Origin of the sequence: Streptomyces sp. NBC_01166 (genome assembly GCF_045039765.1) — a bacterium.
Classification (GTDB): Bacteria; Actinomycetota; Actinomycetes; order Streptomycetales; family Streptomycetaceae; genus Streptomyces.
On record NZ_CP108613.1, the window covers coordinates 4,911,642 to 4,938,325 of the forward strand.

Annotated in this window: 22 protein-coding genes; 19 read left to right on the plus strand and 3 right to left on the minus strand. The window is 70.9% G+C overall.

The window, feature by feature from the left end:
* The first annotated feature begins 338 nt into the window (after positions 1-338).
* From OG379_RS22675 to OG379_RS22685, 3 genes are all read left to right on the plus strand, one after another.
* The gene (locus tag OG379_RS22675) at positions 339-2,006 is read left to right on the plus strand and encodes a serine/threonine-protein kinase (RefSeq protein WP_405664919.1); all 1,668 of its coding nucleotides are present in this window, start codon (positions 339-341) and stop codon (positions 2,004-2,006) included.
* Positions 2,007-2,078: 72 nt separating this feature from the next.
* A complete protein-coding gene (mqnC, locus tag OG379_RS22680; RefSeq protein WP_362933603.1) occupies positions 2,079-3,278 on the plus strand; it encodes a cyclic dehypoxanthinyl futalosine synthase in 1,200 nt (399 codons plus the stop codon).
* A 7-nt stretch (positions 3,279-3,285) separates the two neighbouring features.
* Positions 3,286-3,933: an imidazolonepropionase-like domain-containing protein gene (locus OG379_RS22685; RefSeq protein ID WP_405664920.1), complete on the plus strand. Its 648-nt coding sequence runs from the start codon at positions 3,286-3,288 to the stop codon at positions 3,931-3,933.
* A 40-nt stretch (positions 3,934-3,973) separates the two neighbouring features.
* Here OG379_RS22685 and OG379_RS22690 read toward each other — a convergent pair whose 3' ends face one another.
* Positions 3,974-4,813: a DUF3152 domain-containing protein gene (locus OG379_RS22690; RefSeq protein WP_405664921.1), complete on the minus strand. Its 840-nt coding sequence runs from the start codon at positions 4,811-4,813 to the stop codon at positions 3,974-3,976.
* A 386-nt stretch (positions 4,814-5,199) separates the two neighbouring features.
* Between OG379_RS22690 and OG379_RS22695 the strand changes: the two genes are divergently transcribed.
* The gene (locus OG379_RS22695; protein ID WP_405664922.1) at positions 5,200-5,892 is read left to right on the plus strand and encodes a demethylmenaquinone methyltransferase; all 693 of its coding nucleotides are present in this window, start codon (positions 5,200-5,202) and stop codon (positions 5,890-5,892) included.
* Between the two features lie 16 nt (positions 5,893-5,908).
* On the opposite strand, the gene OG379_RS22700 is transcribed toward OG379_RS22695, so the two are convergent.
* Complete coding sequence (locus OG379_RS22700; protein ID WP_393757762.1) at positions 5,909-6,427, minus strand: GNAT family N-acetyltransferase; 519 nt, start codon at positions 6,425-6,427, stop codon at positions 5,909-5,911.
* A 97-nt stretch (positions 6,428-6,524) separates the two neighbouring features.
* Between OG379_RS22700 and OG379_RS22705 the strand changes: the two genes are divergently transcribed.
* From OG379_RS22705 to mptB, 4 genes are all read left to right on the plus strand, one after another.
* A complete protein-coding gene (locus OG379_RS22705) occupies positions 6,525-7,808 on the plus strand; it encodes a geranylgeranyl reductase family protein (RefSeq protein WP_389198692.1) in 1,284 nt (427 codons plus the stop codon).
* A gap of 121 nt (positions 7,809-7,929) precedes the next feature.
* Positions 7,930-10,068, plus strand: a complete 2,139-nt coding sequence (locus OG379_RS22710; protein WP_405664923.1) for a protein kinase domain-containing protein — start codon at positions 7,930-7,932, stop codon at positions 10,066-10,068.
* Positions 10,069-10,115: 47 nt separating this feature from the next.
* Positions 10,116-12,353 (plus strand): protein kinase domain-containing protein, encoded by a 2,238-nt coding sequence (locus tag OG379_RS22715; RefSeq protein WP_405664924.1) that lies wholly within the window; start codon positions 10,116-10,118, stop codon positions 12,351-12,353.
* 54 nt (positions 12,354-12,407) lie between these two features.
* A complete protein-coding gene (gene mptB, locus OG379_RS22720; protein WP_405664925.1) occupies positions 12,408-13,925 on the plus strand; it encodes a polyprenol phosphomannose-dependent alpha 1,6 mannosyltransferase MptB in 1,518 nt (505 codons plus the stop codon).
* A 174-nt stretch (positions 13,926-14,099) separates the two neighbouring features.
* Here the strand turns inward: mptB and OG379_RS22725 are convergent, their stop codons facing one another.
* A complete protein-coding gene (locus tag OG379_RS22725) occupies positions 14,100-14,918 on the minus strand; it encodes a C40 family peptidase (RefSeq protein ID WP_405664926.1) in 819 nt (272 codons plus the stop codon).
* 902 nt (positions 14,919-15,820) lie between these two features.
* On the opposite strand from OG379_RS22725, the gene OG379_RS22730 reads away from it, so the two are divergent.
* The 11 genes from OG379_RS22730 to nuoK are packed head-to-tail and all read left to right on the plus strand — an operon-like array spanning position 15,821 to position 26,676.
* Positions 15,821-16,180 (plus strand): NADH-quinone oxidoreductase subunit A, encoded by a 360-nt coding sequence (locus OG379_RS22730; protein WP_405664927.1) that lies wholly within the window; start codon positions 15,821-15,823, stop codon positions 16,178-16,180.
* Positions 16,181-16,198: 18 nt separating this feature from the next.
* The gene (locus tag OG379_RS22735) at positions 16,199-16,753 is read left to right on the plus strand and encodes an NADH-quinone oxidoreductase subunit B family protein (protein WP_014154689.1); all 555 of its coding nucleotides are present in this window, start codon (positions 16,199-16,201) and stop codon (positions 16,751-16,753) included.
* Complete coding sequence (locus tag OG379_RS22740; RefSeq protein WP_405664928.1) at positions 16,750-17,466, plus strand: NADH-quinone oxidoreductase subunit C; 717 nt, start codon at positions 16,750-16,752, stop codon at positions 17,464-17,466. Before OG379_RS22735 ends, OG379_RS22740 begins: the two co-directional genes overlap by 4 nt.
* Complete coding sequence (locus tag OG379_RS22745; protein WP_393757771.1) at positions 17,466-18,800, plus strand: NADH-quinone oxidoreductase subunit D; 1,335 nt, start codon at positions 17,466-17,468, stop codon at positions 18,798-18,800. Before OG379_RS22740 ends, OG379_RS22745 begins: the two co-directional genes overlap by 1 nt.
* A gap of 29 nt (positions 18,801-18,829) precedes the next feature.
* Positions 18,830-19,648: an NADH-quinone oxidoreductase subunit NuoE gene (nuoE, locus tag OG379_RS22750; protein ID WP_393757833.1), complete on the plus strand. Its 819-nt coding sequence runs from the start codon at positions 18,830-18,832 to the stop codon at positions 19,646-19,648.
* A complete protein-coding gene (gene nuoF, locus OG379_RS22755) occupies positions 19,645-21,021 on the plus strand; it encodes an NADH-quinone oxidoreductase subunit NuoF (RefSeq protein WP_405664929.1) in 1,377 nt (458 codons plus the stop codon). The genes nuoE and nuoF overlap by 4 nt, the downstream gene beginning before the upstream one ends.
* The gene (locus OG379_RS22760) at positions 21,018-23,525 is read left to right on the plus strand and encodes an NADH-quinone oxidoreductase subunit G (RefSeq protein WP_405664930.1); all 2,508 of its coding nucleotides are present in this window, start codon (positions 21,018-21,020) and stop codon (positions 23,523-23,525) included. Before nuoF ends, OG379_RS22760 begins: the two co-directional genes overlap by 4 nt.
* Complete coding sequence (nuoH, locus tag OG379_RS22765; protein WP_405664931.1) at positions 23,522-24,940, plus strand: NADH-quinone oxidoreductase subunit NuoH; 1,419 nt, start codon at positions 23,522-23,524, stop codon at positions 24,938-24,940. The genes OG379_RS22760 and nuoH overlap by 4 nt, the downstream gene beginning before the upstream one ends.
* Positions 24,933-25,529 carry an NADH-quinone oxidoreductase subunit NuoI gene (gene nuoI / locus OG379_RS22770; protein WP_393757779.1) on the plus strand — a complete coding sequence of 199 codons (597 nt, stop codon included), beginning with the start codon at positions 24,933-24,935 and terminating at the stop codon, positions 25,527-25,529. Before nuoH ends, nuoI begins: the two co-directional genes overlap by 8 nt.
* Positions 25,526-26,380 (plus strand): NADH-quinone oxidoreductase subunit J, encoded by an 855-nt coding sequence (locus OG379_RS22775; protein WP_405664932.1) that lies wholly within the window; start codon positions 25,526-25,528, stop codon positions 26,378-26,380. Before nuoI ends, OG379_RS22775 begins: the two co-directional genes overlap by 4 nt.
* On the plus strand, positions 26,377-26,676 hold the full coding sequence (nuoK, locus tag OG379_RS22780; RefSeq protein WP_014154680.1) for an NADH-quinone oxidoreductase subunit NuoK: 300 nt from the start codon (positions 26,377-26,379) through the stop codon (positions 26,674-26,676). Before OG379_RS22775 ends, nuoK begins: the two co-directional genes overlap by 4 nt.
* Positions 26,677-26,684: the final 8 nt, after the last annotated feature.

Genomic DNA, 26,684 nt, shown 5'->3' on the forward strand with positions numbered 1-26,684 from the left:
GGGCCTTCCTTCCCGGGCCGCCCATTCCTCCCGGCGGGCCCTGACGCACGACGGCTCCATTCCGTTCCCTTGAAAGGGCGCGAATGTCCGGAGTTCTGTCGCGGAGGGTCTCTCCAAGGGCGCGCGGGGGAATAGCGGGCGTCTCCCGTAACGCCTTCCGGTTTCCCTCCGGTGAACCCCGGGTGGTGCGGACGAACGACGTATTCACGCCTTTCCGTGTGGCGAAATCCCTGCTTCGTGCCCATAGGGGCGATATCGGCGGAAGGGGTCTCCGTGACCGTGCGACCCGGGCCGCCTAGGCTGCCGTCCGAGTCCCGGGGACCACAGGGGGAGACCGTATGCAGCCGCTGGAAGCCGGCGAACCGCACACCATCGGCGCCTACCGGCTGCTCGGCAGGCTCGGCGCCGGCGGGATGGGCCGGGTCTATCTGGGCCGCAGCGCGGGCGGACGCACCGTGGCGGTCAAGGTCGTGCACCCCCACTTCGCCCTCGACGAGCAGTTCCGCGCGCGCTTCCGCCGCGAGGTGGACGCGGCGCGGCGCCTCGGCGCGCGGTGGACCGCCCCGGTCCTCGACGCCGACCCCGACGCGGCCGTGCCGTGGGTCGCGACCGGTTACGTGGCCGGGCCGCCGCTCTCCGACGCGGTCACCCGCCACGGCCCGCTGCCCGAGTACGCGGTACGGACCCTGGGGGCCGGGCTCGGCGAGGCACTGGACGCCGTACACGCGCACGGCCTGATCCACCGTGACGTGAAGCCGTCCAACGTCCTGCTCGCCCTCGACGGCCCCCGGCTGATCGACTTCGGCATCGCCCGGGCCCTCGGCGCCACGGTCTCCCTCACCTCCACCGGCGTCTCCGTCGGCTCGCCGGGCTACATGGCGCCGGAGCAGATCCGCGGCCTGGACATCTCCGGCGCGGCCGACGTCTTCTCGCTCGGCGCGGTCCTCGCCTACGCGGCCACCGGAACCGCGCCCTTCCCCGGTGACTCCTCCGCCGTACTCCTCTACAAGGTGGTGCACGAGGAACCCGAACTCGGGGACATGGAGGGCGAACTGCGGGAGCTGGTCGCCGGGTGCCTCGCAAAGGACCCCGCCGACCGGCCCGCCCCCGCCGAACTCGCCCGCAGTCTCGCGCCCGGCGGGGCCGCCGCACTGGTGGCACCGGGCTGGCTGCCCGGTCCGCTGGTGCGTGAGGTCAGCACCTCGGCGGTGGCCCTGCTGGACCTGGAGCCGCAGGACGCCCCGGTGCAGTCCGGGCCGGTGCCGTTCAGCAACGCCTCACTGGGGAGCGCGGCGCTCGGCACCTTCGGCCCGCCGCTGCCGCCCCCGCCGGCCGAGCCGCCGCCCACCACCGACACGCCGGGGAAGCGGGACCCCGACGCCCGGATCGCCGTCACCGTGGACACCGGCCGGCAGCCCGGCGCGCGGCGGGGGCGGCGGGTCAGCTGCACCGTCGCGCTGGCCGTCGCCGGGGCGCTCGCCGTGGTGACCGTGGGTGCCGCGATGCTGGGGGACCTGTTCCCCGGCGGCGGCAGCAACGACCACGGCAACGACGCCGCGGAGCCCCCGGCGTCCGGCCAGTCGCAGAAGCCGACGGACGCCGCGTCGAAGCCCCCCGCGCCCTCCGCCTCGGTGAGCACGCTGCCCAAGGCCTTCGCCGGTACGTGGAAGGGCTCCGCCACCGAACGCAGCGGCGCGCCGCACGGCACGGTCACCGCCGTCTTCGTCGAGGGGAAGAAGGACGAGGAGGTGGTCCGGCTGTCGTACAGGTTCGACGCGCTCGGAACGACCGTCGTCTGCAAGGGCATCGGCACGCTCGTCTCCGGCACGGCCACCGAGCTGAAGATCCGGGAGCGCGCCGACCCGGACGCCCGCACCGGCACGCTGTGCACCGGGGGCGAGGCCGACCTCGTCTTCACCCTCACCTCCGAGGACACCCTGCGCTACGAGTCCCACGAGGAGGTGGCGGGCAACCCCAAGGGAACCCTCAGCCGGTCCGGCGGCTGACCCCGGGAACGGCTGGCGTACGCTGGATCGGTCCGTAGATCCGTTGAAAAACCGCCGAAAGGTGACAGCCCGGTGACCGAGAAGGCCGACCTCCAGCCCATCCTCGACCGAGCCGCCGAAGGCGGGCGGATCACTCCGGAAGAGGCCCTCGACCTGTACCGGTCGGCTCCGCTGCACGCCCTGGGTTCCGCCGCCGACGCCGTGCGCCGCCGCCGTTACGCCGGTACGGAGCACATCGCGACGTACATCATCGAGCGCAACATCAACTACACCAACGTCTGCGTCACGGCCTGCAAGTTCTGCGCCTTCTACGCGCCGCCCAAGGACACCGCCAAGGGCTGGTCCCGCGACCTCGACGACATCCTGCGCCGCTGCGCGGAGACCGTCGAGCTCGGCGGCACCCAGATCATGTTCCAGGGCGGACACCACCCGGACTACGGCGTCGAGTACTACGAGGAGCACTTCTCCGCGATCAAGAAGGCGTTCCCGCAGCTGGTCATCCACTCGCTGGGCGCCTCCGAGATCGAGCACATGGCCCGCATCTCGGGCGTCTCCGCCAAGGAGGCCATCGAGCGCATCCACGCCGCCGGCCTCGACTCCTTCGCCGGCGCCGGCGCCGAACTCCTGCCCGCCCGGCCGCGTACGGCGATCGCCCCGCTCAAGGAGTCCGGCGAGCGCTGGCTGGAGATCATGGAGATCGCGCACGGCCTCGGCGTCGAGTCCACCTCCACCATGCTGATGGGCACCGGCGAGACCAACGCCGAGCGCATCGAGCACCTGCGGATGATCCGCGACGTCCAGGACCGCACGGGCGGCTTCCGCGCCTTCATCCCGTACACCTACCAGCCGGAGAACAACAAGCTGAAGGGACAGACGCAGGCCACCCTCTTCGAGTACCTGCGGATGATCGCGATCGCCCGGCTCTTCCTCGACAACGTCGCCCACATCCAGGGCTCCTGGCTGACCACCGGCAAGGAGGTCGGCCAGCTCTCCCTGCACTACGGCGCGGACGACCTCGGCTCGATCATGCTGGAGGAGAACGTCGTCTCCTCGGCCGGCGCCAAGCACCGCTCGAACCGGCTCGAGATCATCGACCTGATCCGCAAGGCGGGCCGCGTCCCCGCCCAGCGCGCCACGACGTACGAGCACCTCGTCGTCCACGACGACCCGGCGAACGACCCGGTCGACGAGCGCGTCGTCTCGCACATCTCGTCCACGGCGATCGCGGGCGGCACGGCGCACCCGGAGCTCAAGCTCCTGAACGCCAACTGACGTATCCGTGCTGACGATTCACGCCGCGCCGCTGGTCCTTCCGGTCGGCGCGGCGGCCGTCGACGGCGGTGCGGTCGCGGTGGACGGCGACCGGATCGTGGCCATCGGGCCGTACGAGGTGGTGACCTCGGCGCACCCGGGGGCCCGGGTCCGGCAGTGGCCGGGCGTCCTCACCCCCGGCCTGCGTCAGTGGGACGCGGTCGCGCTGCTGACCCGCTGCTACCACCCCGACCCGCGCGAGGCGGACGAGCTCGGCGAACAGCCTCTGACCGGGGCGGACTTCGAGCGGCTGGCCGGGCGGATGGACGAGCCCCGCCGGGCCGGCAGCGTACGCCGGGGGCTGCAGCGGATGCTGAGCCACGGCACCACCCATGTCGCGGGACCGTTCGACGACCACGCCGTACGCACCGCCGTGGCCCGCTCGGGACTCACGGCGGTGGCCGGGGCTCCCGGCGGCCTCCCCGGTGGGCCGGGCCTCGACCCGTTCGCCCGCGGCCGCGACCTGCCGGGTTCCGTGCACGCCCCGCTCACGGCCGGCGGCCGCGCCGACCTCGCGGTCTTCGACGTGCCCGACGAGGCGGCGCTGGTCGCGGCGGGCGCCGGGAGCTGCGTCGCCACGGTGCTCGGCGGACGGCTGGTCCACCGGCGGCGGTGAGGGCCGCCCCGCGAGGACGGGCGTACCGGGCCGACGCGGCCTACGGCACGGACGGACCGCCCAGGTAGCGGCCTTTCCCGTCGTACGGCCAGGCGTTGGAGGTGCAGCCCTTGAGCCCCTTGATCTGCTGCATCATCGCGGGGGCCGGCTTGCCTGCGCCGGGGCAGGTCTCGTGACCGTGCCCGAGCCAGTGGCCCACCTCGTGATTGATGATCAGGGCGCGGTACTCGGTCGCCGGACCGTCGAAGGTCGGTGAACCCAGCTGCCACCGGTCCAGGTTGACCATGACGTTCTTCCCGCCGCGGCAGTTCACCTCGCCCCCGGTGTTCAGCCCGTACTGCCCGCAGAGCCGGTCGGTGGTCTTCGCCGTCCCTATCTTGATCACCAGCCCGGCCGAATCGTCGTCGACCCGGGTGAAGGTGCGGGTCCCGCCCTTGCTCCAGCCCCGTGGGTCGGCGAGTATCTCCGCCACGTCCTCGGCGGCGCTGTCGGGGTCCACGCCGATGCCGTTTTCGACCTCCACGCGGTAGCGGCTGCCGCCGCCGGACGAGGTGCCCTCGCCGGCCACGGTGAAGGTGCCGGGACCCGACTTCGGCACGGAGTCCGGATCGACGGACTCCTCGTCGCTCGGTGAGGCCGTGGGGGACTTCGACGCCTCGGGGCTCACCAGGGCCTTCGGTGAGGCCGAAGCCTCCGGTGCGGTCGTGGCCGACGGCGGGGTGGTCCGGTCGGCCGCCACGGCGGCGCCGTCGTCCTGCCACGGCGGGTCGACGTAGAGGAACGTCGCGGCCGCGGCCACCGCGACCACCGCCCCGGTGAGGACCGCGCGCCGTCGCCGCGTCCGTTTTCGGAGGGCCGTGGAGCGCTTCCGGGACTGCACGCGCGAGGGTCCGGATCCCGGAGCGGGTGCCCCGGCCCCCCGCCGGGAGCCGGCGGCGTTCCGTATTCGAAGTGTGTCGTCACTGTGCATGTTCTGGTGAGTATCCGTGGTCTCGGTGTGGCCGTCCAGGGCGGATGATCACCCGCCCCACACGCTGACCTGCTCCTCGAGCAGCGGGTGCTCGTCCGCGTACCGCACGACAGCCAGCGGTCCGTTCTCCCGTGCGCCGTCCAGGAGTTGCTGGGTGTCACCGGGGCGGAAACCCCTTTCTTCTCGTCGGGAGAGACGGCGATCGGGGCGTTGCTGTTCCCGAATTCGAAAGACAGTTCACCGCGTCGCTCCACGCCGCCGCCGGATATCAAGGGCGGGGCTGCTTGAATGGGAGGGTGACCCGAGCATCCCTGGACAAGCAGCCGCACGAAGTCGCCTCGATGTTCGACGACGTGGCGGCGAACTACGACCTCACCAATGACGTGCTGTCGCTCGGACAGGCGCGGCTCTGGCGCAAGGAGGTCGCCCGCGCCGTCGATGCCCGGCCTGCCCAGAAGATCCTCGACCTGGCGGCCGGCACGGCCACCTCCTCACAGCCGTTCGCCCGGGCCGGCGCCTATGTGGTGCCCTGCGACTTCTCGATCGGGATGCTCCGGGTCGGCAAGGCGCGCCACCCGTGGATGCCGTTCACCGCGGGCGACGGCACGAAGCTCCCGTTCAAGGACGAGACCTTCGACGCCGTCACGATCTCCTTCGGGCTGCGCAACATCCAGGACACCGGCGCCGCGCTGAGCGAGCTGTACCGGGTCACGAAGCGCGGCGGACGGGTCGTGATCTGCGAGTTCTCCCAGCCGACCTGGGCGCCCTTCCGGACCGTCTACACCGAGTACCTGATGCGCGCGCTGCCGCCGGTGGCGCGGGCGGTGTCGTCCAACCCGGACGCCTACGTCTACCTCGCCGAGTCGATCCGCGCCTGGCCCGACCAGGCCGGCCTCGCGACGCTGCTGCAGAAGGCCGGCTGGTCGAAGGTGGCCTGGCGCAATCTCACCGGTGGAGTGGTGGCACTCCACCGGGGCGTACGCGACTGAGGCCTCCCGGCCGGATTCAGAGCTCCAGCCGGAAGCAGTACGCCTCCTGCTTCGTCACCGGGGACGTGTACGTCTCGGCCTGCCGCATGCCGAGGCGTACGGCCACCGCCACCGAGCGGGCGTTCCGCGTGTTGATCATCGCGACGACCTCCCGCACCCCGAGCGCCCTTGTCCGCTCCAGCGTGAGGCGGGCCGCCGTGGTCGCGTAGCCGCGCCCCCAGGCGGCCCGGCCCAGCCGCCAGCCGATCTCGATCTCGCCCACCGGTCCGAACGACTCGTGCGGCCACGGCTGGGCACCCGTGAAGCCGAGCACCTCCCCGTCGTCGCCGAGCACCGTCCACAGACAGTGGCCGAGCTCCGCGTCGTGCCGGCGCTGGCGGGCGGTCAACTCCTCGTACACGGAGTACTCCGCCGAACGGCCGCCGTGGAACTCCATCACCTCCGGATCGTCGAACACCCTGTGCCAGGCCATGGCGTCCTCGTCGGTGGGGACACGCAGATGGACGGACGGAGTCGAGTCAGGCACGTGCGGCATCGGGGAGCCCTTCGGAAGGTTGATCAGCAGGCACCCATAGACTGCACGCGACATGTGCCGCGCGGCACGCGAATTCGAGTCTTCGGGAGATCCGACCGTGACCGAGCCCCTCTCCGAGCACAGCGCGGACGTGATCGTCGTCGGAGCGGGCCCAGCCGGCTCCACGACCGCGTACCACCTCGCCAAGTCCGGACTCGACGTCCTCCTCCTGGAGAAGACGGCCTTCCCCCGGGAAAAGGTCTGCGGCGACGGGCTCACCCCGCGCGCCACCAAGCAGCTCGTCTCCATGGGCATCGACATCTCCGAAGAGGCCGGCTGGCTCCGCAACAAGGGCCTGCGCATCATCGGCGGCGGCGTCCGCCTCCAGCTGGACTGGCCGGACCTCGCCTCGTACCCGGACTACGGTCTGGTCCGCAAGCGTGACGACTTCGACGAGCAGCTCGCCCGCCAGGCCCAGAAGGCGGGCGCCCGGCTGTACGAGCGCTGCAACGTCGGCGAGCCGGTCAAGGACGAGCGCACCGGGCGCATCACCGGCGTCCACGCCAAGCTCGGCGAGGAGAAGACCCCGGTCACCTTCCACGCCCCGCTCGTCGTCGCCGCCGACGGCAACTCCACCCGGCTCTCCCTCCACATGGGCCTGCACCGCCGTGAGGACCGCCCGATGGGCGTCGCGGTCCGTACGTACTTCACCTCGCCCCGCCACGACGACGACTACCTGGAGTCCTGGCTGGAGCTGTGGGACCGCCGCGGCGCCGAGGACCGTCTGCTGCCCGGCTACGGCTGGATCTTCGGCATGGGCGACGGCACGTCCAACGTCGGCCTGGGCATCCTCAACTCCTCGTCCGCCTTCAAGGAGCTCGACTGGCGCGAGGTGCTCAAGGCCTGGTGCGCCTCGATGCCGGAGGACTGGGGCTACACCCCGGAGAACATGACCACGCCGATCCGCGGCGCCGCGCTCCCGATGGCCTTCAACCGCCAGCCGCACTACACCAAGGGCCTGCTGCTCGTCGGTGACGCGGGCGGGCTCGTCAACCCGTTCAACGGCGAAGGCATCGCGTACGCCATGGAGTCGGGCCAGATCGCCGCGGACGTCATCGTCCAGGCGCACGCCCGCGCCACGCCCGCCCAGCGGGAACTGGCCCTGCACAACTACCCGAAGATCCTCAAGGACACCTACGGCGGCTACTACACGCTGGGCCGCGCCTTCGTGAAGATGATCGGGAACCCGAAGGTCATGAAGATCGCCACGCAGCGCGGTCTGACCCACCCCGTCCTGATGAAGTTCACGCTGAAGATGCTCGCCAACCTCACCGACCCGACGGGCGGCGACGCCATGGACCGCATCATCAACGGCCTCTCGAAGGTCGCGCCGAAGGCCTGAGCGCCCGCAAGCCCTCCCGCGTTGCGCTGGAACCGCAGGGGCGGTTACCGGAGTCCCGTGCAGGGAAGGCCCGTCGGGACGGCAGGCCGGAAGGCACCGTGGGCGGCGGGAGGGGTGGACGGTGGCGTCGGTACCGTTGACGGCGGGGGATCCGGTGCGGGTGGGCCGGTACCTGCTGCTGGCGAGGCTGGGCCAGGGTGGCATGGGACGTGTGTACCTGGGCCGCTCGCCCGGGGGGCGTGCGGTGGCGGTCAAGGTGGTGCGGGAGGCGCTGCTGCGGGACGAGGGGTCCCGGCGGCGCTTCGTGCGTGAGGTCGAGGCGGCACGCCAGGTGACGGGGTTCTTCACCGCCGCGGTGGTCGACGCCGATCCGGTGGGGGACCCGGCCTGGCTGGCCACGGAGTACATCCCCGGGCTGTCCCTCCAGGAGGCGGTGGCCCGGCACGGGGTGTGGGGGGAGCCGGCGGTACGCGGCCTCGGCGCCGCCCTCGCCGAGGCGCTTGCCGCGGTGCACGCGGAGGATCTGGTGCACCGCGACCTGAAACCGTCGAACGTGCTGCTGGCGCCGGACGGGCCCAGGGTGATCGACTTCGGGATCTCGGCGGCGGCCGACGACACCGCCCTCACGGAGACCGGGATGGTGATCGGCACTCCCGGTTTCATCCCTCCCGAACAGCTGCGCCACCAGCGCTCCGGACCCGCCGGTGACGTGTTCGCCCTGGGGGCGGTGCTGGCGTACGCGGCCGCGGGCTCCGGCCCGTTCGGCGGCGGCGCGTCCCACGCGGTCAACTACCGGGTCGTGCACCAGGACCCGGATCTGAGGGGCCTGCCACCCGCACTCGCGGAGGTGGTGGCCCGGTGCCTGGCGAAGGACCCGGAGGAGCGGCCCACGGTGCAGTGGCTGCTGGACGCGTTAGGACACCCGGAACCCGCCGCCGACGACCATGCGGTGCGGGGCGGCCCGGTGCGGGGCGGAGACGTCACAGCGGCCGGCTGGATGCCCGGCCCGGTGGTCGACTCGGCCACGCGGCTCCAGGCCGAGGTGCCCACCGAGCCCGTGCTCCGGGCGGGGGACGACGCGCCGGAGTCCCCGCACACCACCGCACCGCCGCGCTCCGGGCGCCGCCGTCTGCGGACGGTTCTCGCCGCGGCGACCGCCCTGGCCGTTGTCGTGACCGGCGCCGTCATCTGGCAGGTGGCGGCGAACGAGGAGAAGGACGACTCCCCGCCCACCGCCCCTCGGAACGTCGAGGAACTCTGGTCCCGGCCGCTGGACGAGGGACAGACCGTGGCCATGACGGCGAGTCGGGCGGTCTACCTCGCGAACGAGGGCCGCCACGAGATCACCGCCCTGTCCCTCGCCGACGGCTCCGAGCTCTGGGACCGCCGCGTCGAAATCTCCGGCATCTCCGGGGAGAGCGACTACGTCAGGAACACGGTGGGAGACGGCATCGAGGTCACCGCCGTATCGGGCGGCCTGCTGTACTACGGGAGCGGCCAGTACCTGTACGCGCTGGACGCGGACGACGGCGCTCCGCTCTGGAAACACATGGACGACTCCTTCCACCCCTCCCCGGTGGCCGTGGGCGACGCCGCCTACGCCCACATGAACGCCTTCTTCTACGTCCTCGACCCGCGCACGGGGTTCGAGCTGTGGAAGCACTCGTTCGACGGCCTGACGTCCGACGACGTCACCGTCACCGGCGGCGCTCTCCTCACGCACGGCGAGAAGAAGCTGATCGCGGTCGACACCCGCACTCGCAAGGAGACATGGACCTACGAGGCCGACAGCGAGGTGGAGACGGGGCTTGTCGTGGCGGGCGGAAAAGTCTACTTCGGCACCACGGACGGCGCCCTGTACGCCGTCGACGCCGCGTCGGGCGAGGAGGCGTGGCGCGGCACCTTCGAGGGAGAGCTGTGGGACGGCCGGCTCGGCGGGGGAGCAGGCGAGCCCGAAGTGGCCGACGGGAACGTCTACTTCGAGAACGACGGCTACGTCTCGGCTTTCGCCGCGGACGACGGCCGGGTCCTGTGGCGGAACAAGCCGAAGGCCGAGGAGGTGAGGTCCCTGACCGTCGTGGACGACACCCTCCTCGTCCACGACTCGGAGGGGTACCTGAGCGCGCTGGACGCCCGCAGCGGGAAGTCCCGATGGCGGGAACCGGTCGACGTGGACGAGGACTCGGACTTCGGGATCGTCGGGGACACGGTGCTCGTCGAGGTGGCCGGCCGGCTGACCGCCTACCGGGCCGCGACCTGATGCGCACCTGCGCACAGCCGGGACAGGGACATAGGAGGAGGAGCGGAGTGCGGACGTTCACGCCGTTGCAGGCGGGCGACCCCGAGCGGGTCGGCCCGTACCGGATCGTCGGGAGGCTCGGCTCGGGCGGGATGGGTCGTGTGTACCTGGCCCGGTCGCCGGGCGGCCGGGCCACCGCGGTGAAGGTGGTGCACGACGAACTGGCCGAGGACCCGTCCTTCCGCACACGGTTCCGGCGGGAGGTGGCGGCGGCACATCGGGTGGCGGGCCCCTTCACCGCGCCCCTGGTCGACGCGGACCCGGACGCGGACGTGCCGTGGCTGGCCACCGCCCACGTGCCGGGCCCCTCGCTGGGAGCGGCGGTCGCCGCGCACGGTGCCTGGCCCGAGTGGTCCGTACGGGCGCTGGGGTCAGGGCTGGCGGAGGCACTGGAGGCGATCCACCGGGTCCACGTGGTGCACCGCGACCTGAAGCCGTCGAACGTGCTGCTGGCGCCGGACGGTCCCCGGGTGATCGACTTCGGAATCTCGGTGGCCGCCGACGACACCAAGCTGACGACCCCCGGGGCCGTGGTCGGCAGCCCCGGCTACCTTCCGCCCGAGCAACTGGTCGGCGGCGAGGTAGGGCCCGCCGGCGACGTCTTCGCGCTGGGCGCACTGCTGGTGTTCGCCGCGACCGGGACCGGGGCGTTCGGGGGCGGGCCCGCGTACAGCGTCACCTACCGCGTCGTCCACGAGGACCCCGGTCTGGAGGGCCTGCCGGACGGGCTCGCCGATGTGGTCACCCGGTGCCTGGAGAAGGACCCGTCACGACGGCCAGGGCTGCCGGAACTCGTCGCGGAGCTGGGCCGGTGGGAGGGGGCCGACGGGACCCGGGGCACGTTCACCGGCGCCACCTGGCTGCCCGTGCCGGTCGCCGCCGAGGTCAACGCCCTCCGCCCCGGCCCGCTTCCGGAGGTGGCCGGCGGGACGACGGTGGACGAGGACCTGCCGACGGCCGCCCCGGCGCACACCGCCGTCGCCACGGCGCGGCTGGGAGAGCCGCCCGCCCCGCCGGGCGGGTGGATTCGGCAGCGGCGTACGGCGGTCGTCGCCGCGGCGGGCACCCTCGTCGTCCTGGCCCTCGTCGCCGGTCTGCTCCTGCCTCGCGTCCTTTCCGGCCCGTCGGGCGGGAACGACGAGGCGAGCTCCACCGGCCCCACGGCCGTCGCGAAGCAGCTGACGGTGCGGGAACAGTGGCCGTCCGACGAGGACCTCTGGCAGCCGGTGGTCGCCGACGGCAAGGTGGTCGGCGAGGGCCAGGACAGCCTGCTGCACGCGGTGGACGCCGACAGCGGCGACACCCTGTGGAAGTACGACGATCCGACCGCGTCGACCCTGGAGGGCGTGAGCGACGGTCTGGTGGTGGCCTCCAGTGCGGAGGAGGGCACGATCCAGGGCATCGATCTGGACAGCGGCGAACAGGTCTGGAGCCTGGACGCCGACGCGCACACGGCACCGGGCACGAGGTTCAGCCTCTACCTGCGGGTCGTGGTGGCCGACGGGGCCGTCTACGTGAACGCCATGTACGACGCGCCTGAGGGGTCGGACTCCTACGGCAGCTACGCGGTGTCGGCGCTGGACGCCGCCACCGGGCGGCTGAAGTGGACCCGCCCTGTCGAGTCCGGCCTGTCCGACGCGCTCACGGTGGTGGACGGGGTGGTCTACGGCGGGAGGTGGGACAAGGACGGCAGCTTCTTCCACGCCCTGGACGCGGACACCGGGGACCAGCGCTGGCGGTACCGCATGCAGGAGAAGTACGGGAGCGAGGTGACGGCGATCAAGGTGTCGGGAGGCACGGTCTACGCCGGCGACAGTCGCGGTGTCCTCCACGCCGTCGACGCCCGAAGGGGCACACGGCTGTGGACCTACGAACCGGACGTCCAGAGCATGCCGTGGCTCGAACCGCTTCTGGTCACCGACGGGATGGTCCTCGGCGGCACCGGCGAGAACCAGAGCACGACGAGCCCCGGAGACGTGCACGCGGTCGCCGTCGGCTCCGGCAGACCGCTCTGGGCCGAGCACACGGAAGGCGAACCCGAGCTGCACGGCCTGCTGGACGGCTCCGTGCTCTTCAGCACGGAGGACGGCACCCTGCACGCCGTCGACGCCCGCACCGGGAAGTCCCCCGCCGAGACGCGTCTGTCGCCCGACGACCCCGACGCGGTTGTTGCCGGGGACCGAGTGTACTTCGACGGCGGCGACGGACGCCTTCACGCGGGAAGAGTCTCCCTCACCGAGGAGTGAGGAGCAGGGAATGGACCGGAGGGCCGCCCGGACCGTTGCGATAGGTTGCGGACCATGCGGGCAACGGGGACGGGAAACGGCGGAAGGTACCGCCTGCTGGGGGCGGCAGGGGCGACGGCGGCCGTCGCGGGCGGCTGGGCCGTCGGCACGCTGCCCGCCCACGACCCGTGGGGGCTCTGGGTGCCGCACGGCACCGCCGTCACGGCTGTCGGCTACGCCCTGGCGTACGGCGGACTGACCGTGCTCGTCGTCGCCTGGTGGCTGTACGGCAGGACCGGTGCCGGCGTACGGGACACCCTCGTCACCCTCGCGTGGTGGACCGCGCCGTTCGTGGTGGCGCCACCGCTCTACAGCGCCGACGTCTACAGCTACATCGCGCAGGGCGCGATGGTCCTCGAGGGCCATGACGTCTACGAGGTGGGGCCGTCCGTCCTGGACCCCGCCGGGCCGGGCGGGGACGCCGCCGCGAGCGTCGGCGGCCACTGGACCGACACGCCCGCGCCGTACGGCCCGTTCTTCCTCATCCTGGCGCGGGGCGTGGCCTGGGCGACCGGTGGCACGATCGTGCCCGCCGTCCTCGCGATGCGGCTGGTCGCCCTGGCGGCGCTGGCACTGATCGCCTGGGCGCTGCCGCACCTCGCCCGGGAGCACGGCCGCAGCCCGGGCGCCGCGTTGTGGCTGGGTGCGCTGAACCCGCTGCTGCTGATGCATGTGGCGGGCGGCCTCCACAACGACGGGCTGATGATCGGCCTGATGCTGGCGGGCGTCGTGCTCGCGCTGTGGGGGCGCTGGATCAGCGGCTCGGTGCTCGTAGGGCTCGCCATGATGGTCAAGACCCCGGCGGCGGTGGCACTGCTGTTCATCGCCGTCCTGGTGGGCCGGGCCGCCGCCGGAGGGCTCGTACGCCGTGTGGCCAAGGGGCTGTCGGGGCCGGGGGCGGTGGCCGGGGCGGTCGTGGTGCTGATGACGTTGCTCGGCGGGACCGGATTCGGCTGGGTGAGCACGCAGGGCGTCGCCGGGCGGATCCACACCGCGCTCTCGGTGGGCAGCGACCTGGGCCTCGGGCTCGGTGAACTCCTGCGGCTGCTCGCCGGGATCGACCCGGATCCGGTCAAGGCCGCCGTGCAGAACCTGGGTTTCGCCGCGGCGGTCGCCCTGATCCTGCTGCTGGCGTGGCGTTCCGCTGCCGGACGCCTGGAAGCCGTGCACGGGCTGGGCCTCGGGCTGGTGGCTCTGGTGGCGCTCTCCCCGATGGTGCAGCCGTGGTACCTGCTCTGGGGGACGGCCGTGCTGGCCGCCACCGCGGCCGACAGCAAGGTCCGGGACGTGCTCGTGGTGCTCTCAGCGGCACTCGTCTACGAGACGCAGCCTTCGGGCTCCACCCCGCCGTACGGCTTCGTGCTCGCCGGGCTCACCGGTGTGGCCGGGGTGATGCTCCTGCGCCGGGAGGCGGCCGGGCGCGGGACGCCCCTGCTGCCCGGTCAGCGCCAGGCCGGGGACGCGGAGGGCACCGCGCCCACGGAGGGCACCGGAGACACGGCGGCCGGGGCGGGCGTCCGAGCAGGAGCCTGACGGCCGGCGCACGTGCGGGGCTGCACGGCCGGGTCTCCGTGCGGCCGGTCTCCGTACGCCCGTCTCCGTACCGGGGCATGACGACGGGCCGTCACCCCGGCTGGGGGTGACGGCCCGTGGCGGCGGACGCGTCACCCTGGAGGACGGCAGGGGCGACGCGCGACCGCTTGTGAATCAGAGAACGCGGACGGCGCCCGACGGCGGGTCGTAGTCCAGGGACTTCTGCACGACGCCGGTGCTGGAGTTCTGCGCACCGACGAACTCGCCGCCGCCCACGTAGATCCCGACGTGGTACGCGCTGCCGGCACCGCCCCAGTACAGGATGTCGCCGGGCTGGAGGTTGTCGAGCGAGACCTGGGTGCCGGCCGTCGACTGGCTCTGCGAGACGCGCGGCAGGTCGATGCCCACCGAGCCGAAGGCGGCCTGGACCAGGCCCGAGCAGTCCCACGAGTTCGGGCCGGTGCCGCCGGAGACGTACGCGTCGCCGATCTGGGACTGCGCGAACGCGATGACGGACGCGGCGGACCCGGTGGCGCTCGACGACGAGGAGGAAGAAGAGGACGACGAGGAGTCGGAGGCAGCGCTGAGCGTGGTGCGCTCGGCGCTGCGGGAGGCGCGCTCGGCGGCCTCCGCCTTGGCCTTGGCGGCTGCTTCGGCCTTCTTCTTGGCCTCGGCCTTGCGGACCGCCTCGGCCTTGGCCTTCTTGGCGGCCTTGGCGGCGGTCTCGGCGGCGGCGTCCTCCTGGGCCTGGATCTCCAGGTCCAGGGCGACCGCCTGGGTTGCCTGCGCGGACGCGGCGACGGAAGTGGAGAGCCCGGCCGTGATGGTGGGCATCTCGATGGTCTGGGTCACCGGCTCGGCCTGAGCCGGACCGGCGGCACCTGCGACCGCGATGGTGCTGAGGACGCCACCGGCAACTCCTGCCCGCAGCGCCGTCTTCGAGGCACTCTGGCGGGGCTTCCGGTGGCTGGGTATGTGAGCGGTGTGGGACATGAGTACTAGCGCTATCAGGGCCGTAGGGGTCCCATCAAGAAACGTGTGTTGCGACACAGTTACGTTCGGAATCCATGAATCCGCTTATTACGGGCCCTTATTGACGCCCTAACGGACAAAACGGGCGCGACCGCGCACCCCTGTGATCACGGTGTTCTTTCAATACGTCCGAATTGCCCGTCGCTTACCATCCGTTCACACGGTTGGCCAAGCCCGCTTTTCTTGAAGCGTGCATGAAGTGATGCAGGTCACAGTATGACTCTCCTGTGAGAGGCAACCGCGCGTCCGCGCGCCGCGTGCGGAGCGAGGCCGGCCGTCGCCTCGCGACGTCCTGCCTCATTGGTGCGTCATGTCCGTCTCCATGGCGGCCCGTCGGCGCTCGCGCGGCCCGTTCGCGGATGGCCCGGCCGACGGGAGCTCCGCCGCTCCGCGCATCCGGAGGACGCGCTCCGGTCCGACGCCCTCCGGCCGCCCGGAACTTCGTGAATGCGTGCGCATTGTCCACATCGGTACCGGAGGCCCCCCGTCCGAGTGTCTCCCTCCTGGGGCCGATCCCTATATCACCAGTCCGGTGTCCATCGCCAATTTGCTTGTACGGTCCGTCGATTGATAGAGCCATGCGCCTTTGACCAGCGGTAACGCCGTGAGATGTCACGTCTCGTAACCGCACGGCCGCTTCGCGTATGAAGATCACCGCTCATCCGACTTCATGATCGTTCGTCAGGTGGTGGAGATCACAAAGACGTTGGTGTACCCCGTGTCGCAGATCACAGGACGGCAGGCATAGGATGCGGGGCAGTCGGGCTTGTGAACTGCCTCACATGTGCACGATCTTGATGAGGCGGCGAGCCGGTCGCCCGATGCGGTCCAACGGTCAAGGACGACTGGAAGGAGCGAGGAGCGTGAATGCCTACGCGCCCATCCTCGTGCTCGGCGCCCTCGGGGCAGGGTTTGCGATCTTCTCCGTGGTCATGGCCACGCTAATCGGCCCCAAGCGGTACAACCGAGCAAAGCTCGAAGCGTACGAGTGCGGTATCGAACCCACCCCCACTCCAGCCGGAGGCGGCCGTTTCCCCATCAAGTACTACCTGACGGCGATGGTGTTCATCGTCTTCGACATCGAGATCGTCTTCCTCTATCCCTGGGCGGTCACCTTCGACGCCCTGGGGATCTTCGGGCTCGTGGAGATGCTGCTCTTCGTGCTCACCGTCTTCGTCGCCTACGCGTATGTGTGGCGCCGGGGCGGCCTGGAATGGGACTGAGGGGCTGAGGGGCACACCATGGGACTCGAAGAGAAGCTGCCGAGCGGCTTTGTTCTGACCACTGTCGAGCAGGCCGCCGGCTGGGTACGGAAGTCGTCCGTCTTCCCTGCCACCTTCGGCCTCGCCTGCTGCGCCATCGAGATGATGACGACCGGCGCAGGGCGGTACGACCTGGCCCGTTTCGGGATGGAGGTCTTCCGCGGGTCGCCGCGGCAGGCGGACCTGATGATCGTCGCCGGGCGGGTGAGCCAGAAGATGGCGCCCGTCCTGCGGCAGGTCTACGACCAGATGCCGAGCCCCAAGTGGGTCATCTCCATGGGGGTTTGCGCGTCATCTGGCGGGATGTTCAATAATTACGCCATTGTTCAGGGTGTTGACCATATTGTCCCGGTCGACATCTATCTGCCGGGATGCCCGCCGCGTCCCGAGATGCTGATCGACGCCATCCTCAAGCTCCACCAGAAGATCCAGGGCTCCAAGCTCGGGGTCAACGCGGAGGAGGCCGCCCGCGAGGCGGAGGAGGCGGCCCTCAAGGCACTTCCCCTGATCGAGATGAAGGGGCTGCTGCGATGAGCGAGGAACCCAACAGCAACAGCGGCCAGGTGCCCGTCCCGCGCGACGACTCCGGTGAGGTCATCGGCGTACGCAAGGGCATGTTCGGCGCCGCCAACGGCGGTGACACCTCCGGCTACGGCGGACTCGTCCGCACGGTGACCCTGCCGGGGGCCACCTCCCGCCCGTACGGCGGCTGGTTCGACGAGGTGGCGGACGAGCTGGAAGGGGCCCTGGAGGAACAGGACCTGCTCCCGGACAACACCATCGAGAAGACGGTCGTCGACCGGGGCGAACTCACCTTCTTCATCGCCCGCGAGCACCTTGTCCAGGTCGCCCGCACCCTGCGCGACGACCCGGCCCTGCGCTTCGAGCTCTGTACGGGCGTCAACGGTGTCCACTACCTGGGGGACAAGGGACGCGAGCTGCACGCGGTCTACCACCTGCGCTCGCTCACCCACGGGCGGCTGATCCGCCTCGAGGTGTCGGCCCCCGACAGCGATCCGCACGTCCCGTCCCTCGTCGAGGTCTACCCGGCCAACGACTGGCACGAGCGCGAGACCTACGACTTCTTCGGGCTGATCTTCGACGGGCACCCCGCCCTGACCCGGATCATGATGCCGGACGACTGGCAGGGCTTCCCGCAGCGCAAGGACTACCCCCTCGGCGGCATCGCAGTCGAGTACAAGGGCGCCCAGATCCCGGCTCCGGACCAGCGGAGGTCGTACAGCTGATGACCACTCCCCACGCAACTCCCCATGCCACGCCCCGCGCCACGACCGAGGGGACTGTATATACAGTCACCGGCGGCGACTGGGACGAGGTCGTCGAGTCCGCCGCGAAGTCGGACGACGAACGCATCATCGTCAACATGGGTCCCCAGCACCCGTCCACGCACGGCGTGCTGCGGCTCATCCTGGAGATCGACGGTGAGACCGTCACCGAGGCCCGCTGCGGCATCGGCTACCTCCACACCGGCATCGAGAAGAACCTCGAATTCCGGAACTGGACGCAGGGCACCACCTTCGTCACCCGCATGGACTATCTGACCCCGTTCTTCAACGAGGCGGCGTACTGCCTCGGGGTCGAGAAGCTGCTCGGTATCGAGGACCAGATCCCGGACCGGGCCACCGTCCTGCGGGTGCTCCTGATGGAGCTCAACCGGATCTCCTCGCACCTGGTGTGCATCGCCACCGGCGGTATGGAGCTCGGGGCCACGACGATCATGATCTACGGCTTCCGCGATCGTGAACTCGTTCTCGATCTCTTCGAGCTGATCACCGGCCTGCGCATGAACCACGCGTTCATCCGCCCCGGCGGCCTCGCCCAGGACCTGCCCATGGGTGCGATCGACCGGCTCCGCGAGTTCATCAAGACCATGAAGAAGAACCTGCCGGAGTACGACAAGCTCGCCACCGGCAACCCCATCTTCAAGGCCCGTATGCAGGACGTCGGCTATCTCGACCTGACGGGCTGCATGGCGCTCGGCGCCACCGGCCCGATCCTCAGGTCCGCCGGGCTCCCGCACGACCTGCGCAAGACCGATCCGTACTGCGGCTACGAGACGTACGACTTCGACGTGCCCACCGCGGACACCTGCGACGCCTACGGCCGCTTCCTCATCCGGCTGGAGGAGATGCGCCAGTCGCTGAGGATCGTCGAGCAGTGCCTGGAACGGCTGGAGCCCGGACCGGTCATGGTCGCGGACAAGAAGATCGCCTGGCCCGCGCAGCTCGCGCTGGGACCCGACGGACTCGGCAACTCGCTCGACCACATCAAGAAGATCATGGGCACCTCCATGGAGGCCCTGATCCACCACTTCAAGCTGGTGACCGAGGGCTTCCGGGTTCCGGCCGGGCAGACGTACACCGCCATAGAGTCCCCCAAGGGCGAACTGGGCGTGCACGTCGTCTCGGACGGTGGCACGCGCCCCTTCCGGGTCCACTTCCGCGACCCGTCCTTCACCAATCTGCAGGCCATGGCGGCGATGTGCGAGGGCGGCCAGGTCGCCGACGTCATCGTCGCCGTCGCGTCCATCGACCCCGTGATGGGAGGCGTCGACCGGTGACCGCGTCCAACCAAGAAGTCAGCCTGGGGATGCCGCAGCTCCCCGCCCCCGCCTACCCGGCCGAGGTGCTCACCCGGCTCGAAGCGGACGCGAAGGAGGTGATCGCCCGCTACCCCGGCAGCCGCTCCGCCCTGCTGCCGCTGCTGCACCTGGTGCAGTCCGAGGAGGGGTACGTCTCCCGTACGGGCATGGCCTTCTGCGCCGACCAGCTCGGACTCACCACCGCCGAGGTCACCGCGGTCGCCACCTTCTACACGATGTACCGCCGCCGGCCGAGCGGTGAGTACCAGGTCGGAGTCTGCACCAACACCCTGTGCGCGGTCATGGGCGGCGACGCCATCTTCGACCGGCTCAAGGACCACCTGGGCGTCGGCAACGACGAGACGACCGAGGACGGCAAGGTCACCCTCGAACACATCGAGTGCAACGCGGCCTGCGACTTCGCGCCCGTCGTGATGGTCAACTGGGAGTTCTTCGACAACCAGACGCCGGAGAGCGCGACGCGGCTCGTCGACGACCTGATCGCCGGCCGCACCGTCGAGCCCACCCGGGGCGCCCCCCTCTGCACGTACAAGGAGACCGCCCGGATCCTGGCCGGCTTCCCCGACGAACGCCCCGGCGCCGTCGAGGCGAGCGGCGGAGCGGGCGCCGCCTCCCTGGTCGGTCTGAAGCTGGCCAAGGGCGAGGGCGCACCGCACGCGCGCGTGGTCGGACAGCGGGGCGAGGCGCCCCGGGACGCACAGCCGCAGAAGGGCGCCGAGCACCTCAGCTCGCACGACGCACCGCAGCAGACCTCGGCCTCCGACCCGGAGCACCCGGCCGGGCCCGCAGCCGAGGAGGGGGAGTGATGACCTTGGCAGCCGAGATCGACAAGAACGGGACCAGCCCGGAGAAGCTCCTGGCCCCCGTCCTCTCCTCCTTCTGGGACGAGCCGGAGTCCTGGACGCTGGACACCTACCACCGCCACGACGGATACGAGGGTCTGCGCAAGGCCCTGGCCATGGCGCCCGACGACCTCATCGCATACGTCAAGGACTCCGGTCTGCGCGGACGCGGGGGCGCGGGCTTCCCCACCGGGATGAAGTGGCAGTTCATCCCGCAGGGCGACGGCAAGCCGCACTACCTCGTGGTCAACGCCGACGAGTCGGAGCCCGGGACCTGCAAGGACATCCCGCTCCTCTTCGCGAACCCGCACAGCCTCATCGAGGGCATCGTGATCGCCTGTTACGCGATCCGCTCCTCGCACGCCTTCATCTATCTGCGCGGCGAGGTCGTCCCCGTACTGCGGCGGCTGCACGAGGCCGTGCGCGAGGCGTACGAGGCGGGCTACCTCGGGACGAACATCCTGGGTTCCGGGCTCGACCTGGAACTCACCGTGCACGCGGGTGCCGGGGCGTACATCTGCGGTGAGGAAACCGCGCTGCTCGACTCGCTCGAAGGACGGCGCGGCCAGCCCCGGCTGCGACCCCCCTTCCCCGCGGTCGCCGGTCTGTACGCCTGCCCCACTGTCGTGAACAACGTCGAGTCCATCGCCTCGGTTCCCGCGATCCTGAACAAGGGCAAGGACTGGTTCAAGTCGATGGGCAGCGAGAAGTCCCCGGGCTTCACGCTGTACTCACTCAGCGGGCACGTCACCAGCCCCGGACAGTACGAGGCCCCGCTCGGCATCACCCTGCGGCAGCTGCTCGACATGAGCGGCGGCATCAGGGCCGGGCACCGGCTGAAGTTCTGGACGCCCGGCGGCTCCTCCACCCCGATGTTCACCGACGAACACCTCGACGTCCCCCTGGACTACGAGGGCGTCGGCGCCGCCGGATCCATGCTCGGCACCAAGGCGCTGCAGTGCTTCGACGAGACCACCTGCGTGGTGCGCGCGGTCACCCGCTGGACCGAGTTCTACGCCCATGAGTCCTGCGGCAAGTGCACGCCGTGCCGTGAGGGCACCTACTGGCTCGTCCAGCTGCTCCGCGACATCGAGGCAGGCAAGGGCCAGATGTCCGACCTCGACAAGCTCAACGACATCGCCGACAACATCAACGGCAAGTCGTTCTGCGCACTCGGCGACGGCGCCGCCTCGCCGATCTTCTCCTCGCTGAAGTACTTCCGCGAGGAGTACGAGCAGCACATCACCGGCAAGGGCTGCCCCTTCGACCCGGCCAGGTCGACCCTCTGGGCCGACGACGAAGACGACAAGAACGCTCACCGGGGGGTGAACGCATGACAGTCACCACGAGTGCGCCCTCCGGGGGCGGCGAGGCGGCCGTTCCGCCCGAGGACCTCGTCACGCTCACGATCGACGGCATCGAGATCAGCGTCCCCAAGGGAACCCTGGTCATCCGCGCCGCCGAGCTCCTCGGCATCGAGATCCCGCGCTTCTGCGACCACCCGCTCCTCGACCCGGCCGGCGCCTGCCGGCAGTGCATCGTCGAGGTCGAGGGCCAGCGCAAGCCGATGGCCTCCTGCACCATCACGTGCACCGACGGCATGGTCGTGAAGTCGCAGATCACCTCGCCCGTCGCGGAGAAGGCCCAGAAGGGGGTGATGGAGCTCCTGCTCATCAACCACCCGCTGGACTGCCCGGTCTGCGACAAGGGCGGCGAGTGCCCCCTGCAGAACCAGGCGATGTCGCACGGCGGCGCCGACTCCCGCTTCGACGGGAAGAAGCGCACCTTCGAGAAGCCGGTCCCCATCTCCACCCAGGTGCTGCTGGACCGCGAGCGGTGCGTGCTCTGCGCACGCTGCACCCGGTTCTCCAACCAGGTGGCGGGCGACCCGATGATCGAGCTGCTCGAGCGCGGCGCCCTCCAGCAGGTCGGCACCGGCGAGGGCGACCCCTTCGAGTCGTACTTCTCCGGCAACACCATCCAGATCTGCCCGGTCGGGGCGCTGACCTCGGCGGCGTACCGCTTCCGCTCCCGGCCCTTCGACCTGGTGTCGACGCCCTCCGTGTGCGAGCACTGTGCCGGCGGCTGCGCCACCCGGACCGACCACCGGCGCGGCAAGGTCATGCGGCGGCTCGCCGCCAACGACCCCGAGGTCAACGAGGAGTGGCTCTGCGACAAGGGCCGCTTCGGCTTCCGCTACGCCCAGCAGCGCGACCGGCTCACCACGCCGCTCGTACGCAACGCGGAGGGTGTGCTGGAGCCGGCGAGCTGGCCGGAGGCGCTGGAAGCGGCGGCGGCCGGACTCTCGGCCGCACACGGCAGGACCGGCGTGCTCACCGGAGGGCGGCTGACGGTCGAGGACGCCTACGCGTACAGCAAGTTCGCGCGGGTCGCCCTCGGCACCAACGACATCGACTTCCGGGCCCGTGTCCACAGTGGTGAGGAGGCCGACTTCCTCGCCGCGCGGGTGGCCGGGCGCGGCCGCGACCTGGACGGCAGCGGGGTCACCTACACCGCGCTGGAGAAGGCGCCGGCGGTCCTGCTGGCCGGCTTCGAGTCCGAGGAGGAGGCGCCCGGCGTCTTCCTGCGGCTCCGCAAGGCCCACCGCAAGCACGGGCAGCGGACGTTCGCGCTCGCCTCGCACGCCAGCCGGGGCCTGGAGAAGGCGGGCGGCACCCTGCTCCCCGCCGCTCCCGGCACCGAGACCGAGTGGCTGGACGCCCTCGCGGGCGGCGTCGGCCTGGAGGGTGACGGAGCCGTCGCCGCCGAGGCGCTGCGCGGCGAAGGCGCCGTGATCGTGGTGGGCGAGCGGCTCGCCGCGGTGCCCGGGGGACTGACCGCGGCCCTGCGCACCGCCACCGCGACCGGGGCCGCACTGGTGTGGATCCCGCGCCGGGCCGGCGAACGCGGCGCACTGGAGGCGGGCGCGCTCCCGTCCCTGCTGCCCGGCGGCCGTCCCGCGACGGACCCCAGGGCCAGGGAGGAGGTGGCGTCCGTCTGGGGCGTCGCCGAACTTCCCGCCCGCTTCGGCCGCGACACCGGCCAGATCGTGGAGGCAGCGGCCACCGGTGAGCTGGGGGCGCTGCTGGTCGCGGGGGTCGACCCCGAGGACCTGCCCGACCCGGCCCGCGCGATCGAGGCACTGGACGAGGTCGGCTTCCTCGTCTCGCTGGAGCTGCGCCCCGGCGCGGTGACCGAGCGCGCCGACGTGGTGCTCCCGGTCGCGGCCGTGGCGGAGAAGCCCGGCACCTTCCTCAACTGGGAGGGCAGGGCGCGGATGTTCGAGGCGGCGTTGAAGCCCGAGCAGCTGCCGAGGACGCTCTGCCCGGCCGACGCGCGGGTGCTGCACATGCTGGCCGACGCCCTCGACGTACGTCTCGGACTGCCCGACCTGAGGGCGGCCCGCCGCGAACTCGACCGCCTCGGCGGCCGGCAGGGCGGTTACGCCGACGACCCGCGGGCGACGTCCCGCCCGGTGCCCCGGCCCGGAGACGGCGAGGCGGTCCTCGCGGGCCACCGGATGCTGCTCGACCGGGGCCGGCTCCAGGAGGGCGACGAGGCGCTGGCCGGTACCCGGCACGCGGCCGTCGCCCGGCTCTCCCCGGCCACCGCCGCCGAGTCCGGGGTGAAGGACGGTGACCTGCTGGCCGTCACCGGCCCCGCGGGCACCACCGAACTCCCGCTGGCGGTCACCGAGATGCCGGACCGGGTGGTGTGGGTGCCGCTCAACTCCGTCGGCCGGGGCGTTCCGGCCGACACCGGCGCCCAGCCGGGCGGACTCGTCCGGATCGGTCCGGCCGCCCCGGGCTCCCACGTCGTGACTACGGAGGTAGGAGAGTGACCGGCCTCGCCCAACTCGCCGCGGCACCGCAGGGCACCGTCCTCGCGGCCGAGGACCTCTCGATGTTCGGCACGGACCCCTGGTGGCTCGTCGTCGTCAAGGCGGTGTTCTGCTTCGCGTTCCTGATGGTGACCGTGCTGTTCTCCATCGTGTGGGAGCGCAAGGTCGTCGCCTGGATGCAGCTGCGCATCGGTCCCAACCGGCACGGCCCCTGGGGCATGCTCCAGTCGCTCGCCGACGGCATCAAGCTGATGCTCAAGGAAGACGTCGTCGTCAAGCGGGCCGACAAGGTCGTCTACATCCTGGCCCCGATCGTCGCCGCCGCACCGGCGTTCATGGCGATCGCGGTGATCCCGTTCGGCCCGTCCGGCAACGAGGTCTCGATCTTCGGCCACCGTACGACGATGCAGCTGACCGACCTGCCGATCGCGATGCTGTACATCCTCGCGGTCGCCTCCGTCGGCATCTACGGCATCGTGCTGGCGGGCTGGTCCTCCGGATCGACGTACCCGCTGCTCGGCGGTCTGCGCTCCTGCGCCCAGATGATCAGCTACGAGATCGCGATGGGCGCCGCGTTCGCCTCGGTGTTCCTCTACTCGGGCTCGATGTCGACGTCGGAGATCGTGGCGGCGCAGGAGGACCGCTGGTTCATCCTCCTGCTGCCGGTCTCCTTCATCATCTACATCATCACGATGGTCGGTGAGACCAACCGCGCCCCGTTCGACATGCCGGAATCCGAGGGTGACCTGGTCGGCGGCTTCAACACCGAGTACTCCTCGATCAAGTTCGCGATGTTCATGCTCGCCGAGTACGTCAACATGGTCACCGTCTCCGCGGTCTCCGTGACCCTCTTCCTGGGCGGCTGGCGGGCTCCGTACCCGGTCAGCACCTTCTGGGAGGGCGCGAACCACGGCTGGTGGCCGATGCTCTGGTTCGTCGTCAAGGTGCAGCTGCTCCTCTTCTTCTTCATCTGGCTGCGCGGCACGCTGCCCCGCGTCCGCTACGACCAGCTGATGAAGCTCGGCTGGAAGGTCCTGATCCCGGTCTCCGTGGTCTGGCTGATGCTGGTCGCCACCGTGAGGGCGCTGAACAACGAGGGCTACGACTACTCCAAGATCCTGCTGTACGTCGCCGGAGCCGTGATCGCGGTCCTGCTGATCTCCTTCGTCGCGGACATGTTCCGCGACCGGAAGGCCAAGGCCGCCGAGGAGGCGGCCGGACCGGAGCCGGCGTTCGACCCGATGGCGGGCGGATATCCCGTGCCGCCACTGCCCGGGCAGTCCCTGCCGCCGGTGCCGCGCCGTAGGCCGCGACGTGAGCGGGAGCTCGTCGTCAGTGGCGGGCCGGACACTCGGAGTGACGACCAGGTGGGTGCCGGAAGTTCGAGTGACGGAAGGGAGGCCGACGGTGTCTGAGTCATCAGAACCCTCAGGGGAGAAGTTCCAGAATCCTGTGGCCGGCTTCGGCGTGACCTTCAAGGCCATGTTCAAGAAGCGGCTCACGGAGCAGTACCCGGAAACGCAGAAGGTGACAGCGCCGCGCTTCCACGGCCGGCACCAGCTCAACCGCCATCCGGACGGGCTGGAGAAGTGCGTCGGCTGCGAGCTCTGCGCCTGGGCGTGTCCGGCGGACGCGATCTATGTCGAGGGCGCGGACAACACGGACGAGGAGCGCTACTCCCCGGGCGAGCGCTACGGCCGCGTCTACCAGATCAACTACGCACGCTGCATCCTGTGCGGGCTCTGCATCGAGGCGTGCCCCACCCGGGCACTGACCATGACCAACGACTTCGAGCTCGCCAACACCACCCGCGAGAGCCTCATCTACACCAAGGACGAGCTGCTCGCGGGGCTCGAGGACGGCATGGTCGACAGCCCGCACGCGATCTTCCCCGGCATGGACGAACAGGACTACTACCGCGGTCTGGTGACCGAGGCCGCTCCCGGCACGGAGCGCCAGGTCGCCGTCTCCAAGGGAGAAGCGGACAAGGAGGCGGACGCATGACCTCCACCCTGGCCGCAGCGGCCACCGCCACCTCGACCGGCGAGGCCGTCCAGTTCTGGATCCTCGGCACCGTCGCCGTCATCGGCGCACTCTCCACCGTCCTGATGAAGAAGGCGGTGCACAGCGCGCTGTCGCTCGCCGGCACCATGATCGTGCTGGCGGTCTTCTACCTCGCCAACGGCGCCTACTTCCTGGGCATCGTCCAGGTCGTCGTCTACACCGGCGCGATCATGATGCTGTTCCTCTTCGTGGTCATGCTCGTCGGCGTCACGGCTGCGGACTCGCTGAAGGAGACGCTCAAGGGGCAGCGCTGGCTGGCCGCCGCCTGCGGACTCGGCTTCGGCATCCTGCTGATCGCCGGCATCGGGCAGGCGTCCCTCACGTCCTTCAACGGTCTGGGAGCGGCGAACGCCCGGCACGGCGGAAACGTCGAGGGCCTCGCCAACCTCATCTTCACCAAGTACGTCTTCGCGTTCGAGATCACCGGCGCCCTGCTGATCACGGCGACCGTCGGCGCGATGCTGCTCACGCACCGCGAGCGCACCGAACGCGCCAAGACGCAGCGCGAGCTCTCCCAGGAGCGGGTGCGCAGCAGCCACCTCCCGCCGCTGCCCGCCCCCGGTGTCTACGCCCGGCACAACGCCGTGGACATCGCGGGACTGCTCCCGGACGGCACCCCGTCCGAGCTCACCGTCATGCAGACGCTGCGGCAGCGCGGCCAGATCCGCGATGTGTCCAGCGAGTCGCTCGCCGACCTCAAGGCGCTGGAACAGCGCTCCGGGGAGCGGCTCGGCCGCGACCGCGGACCAGTCCGTGACCAGGCGGAAGAAGAGGAGGAGGTCGCCAAGTGAATCCCGTCAACTACCTCTACCTCGCGGCCCTTTTGTTCACGATCGGCGCCTCCGGCGTGCTGATCAGGCGGAACGCGATCGTGGTGTTCATGTGCGTCGAGCTGATGCTCAACGCCTGCAACCTCACGCTCGTCGCGTTCTCCCGGATGCACGGCAACCTCGACGGCCAGATCATCGCCTTCTTCACGATGGTCGTCGCCGCCGCGGAGGTCGTCATCGGGCTCGCGATCATCGTGTCGCTGTTCCGCTCCCGCCACTCGGCCTCGGTCGACGACGCCAGCCTGATGAAGCTGTAAGGGGTCGG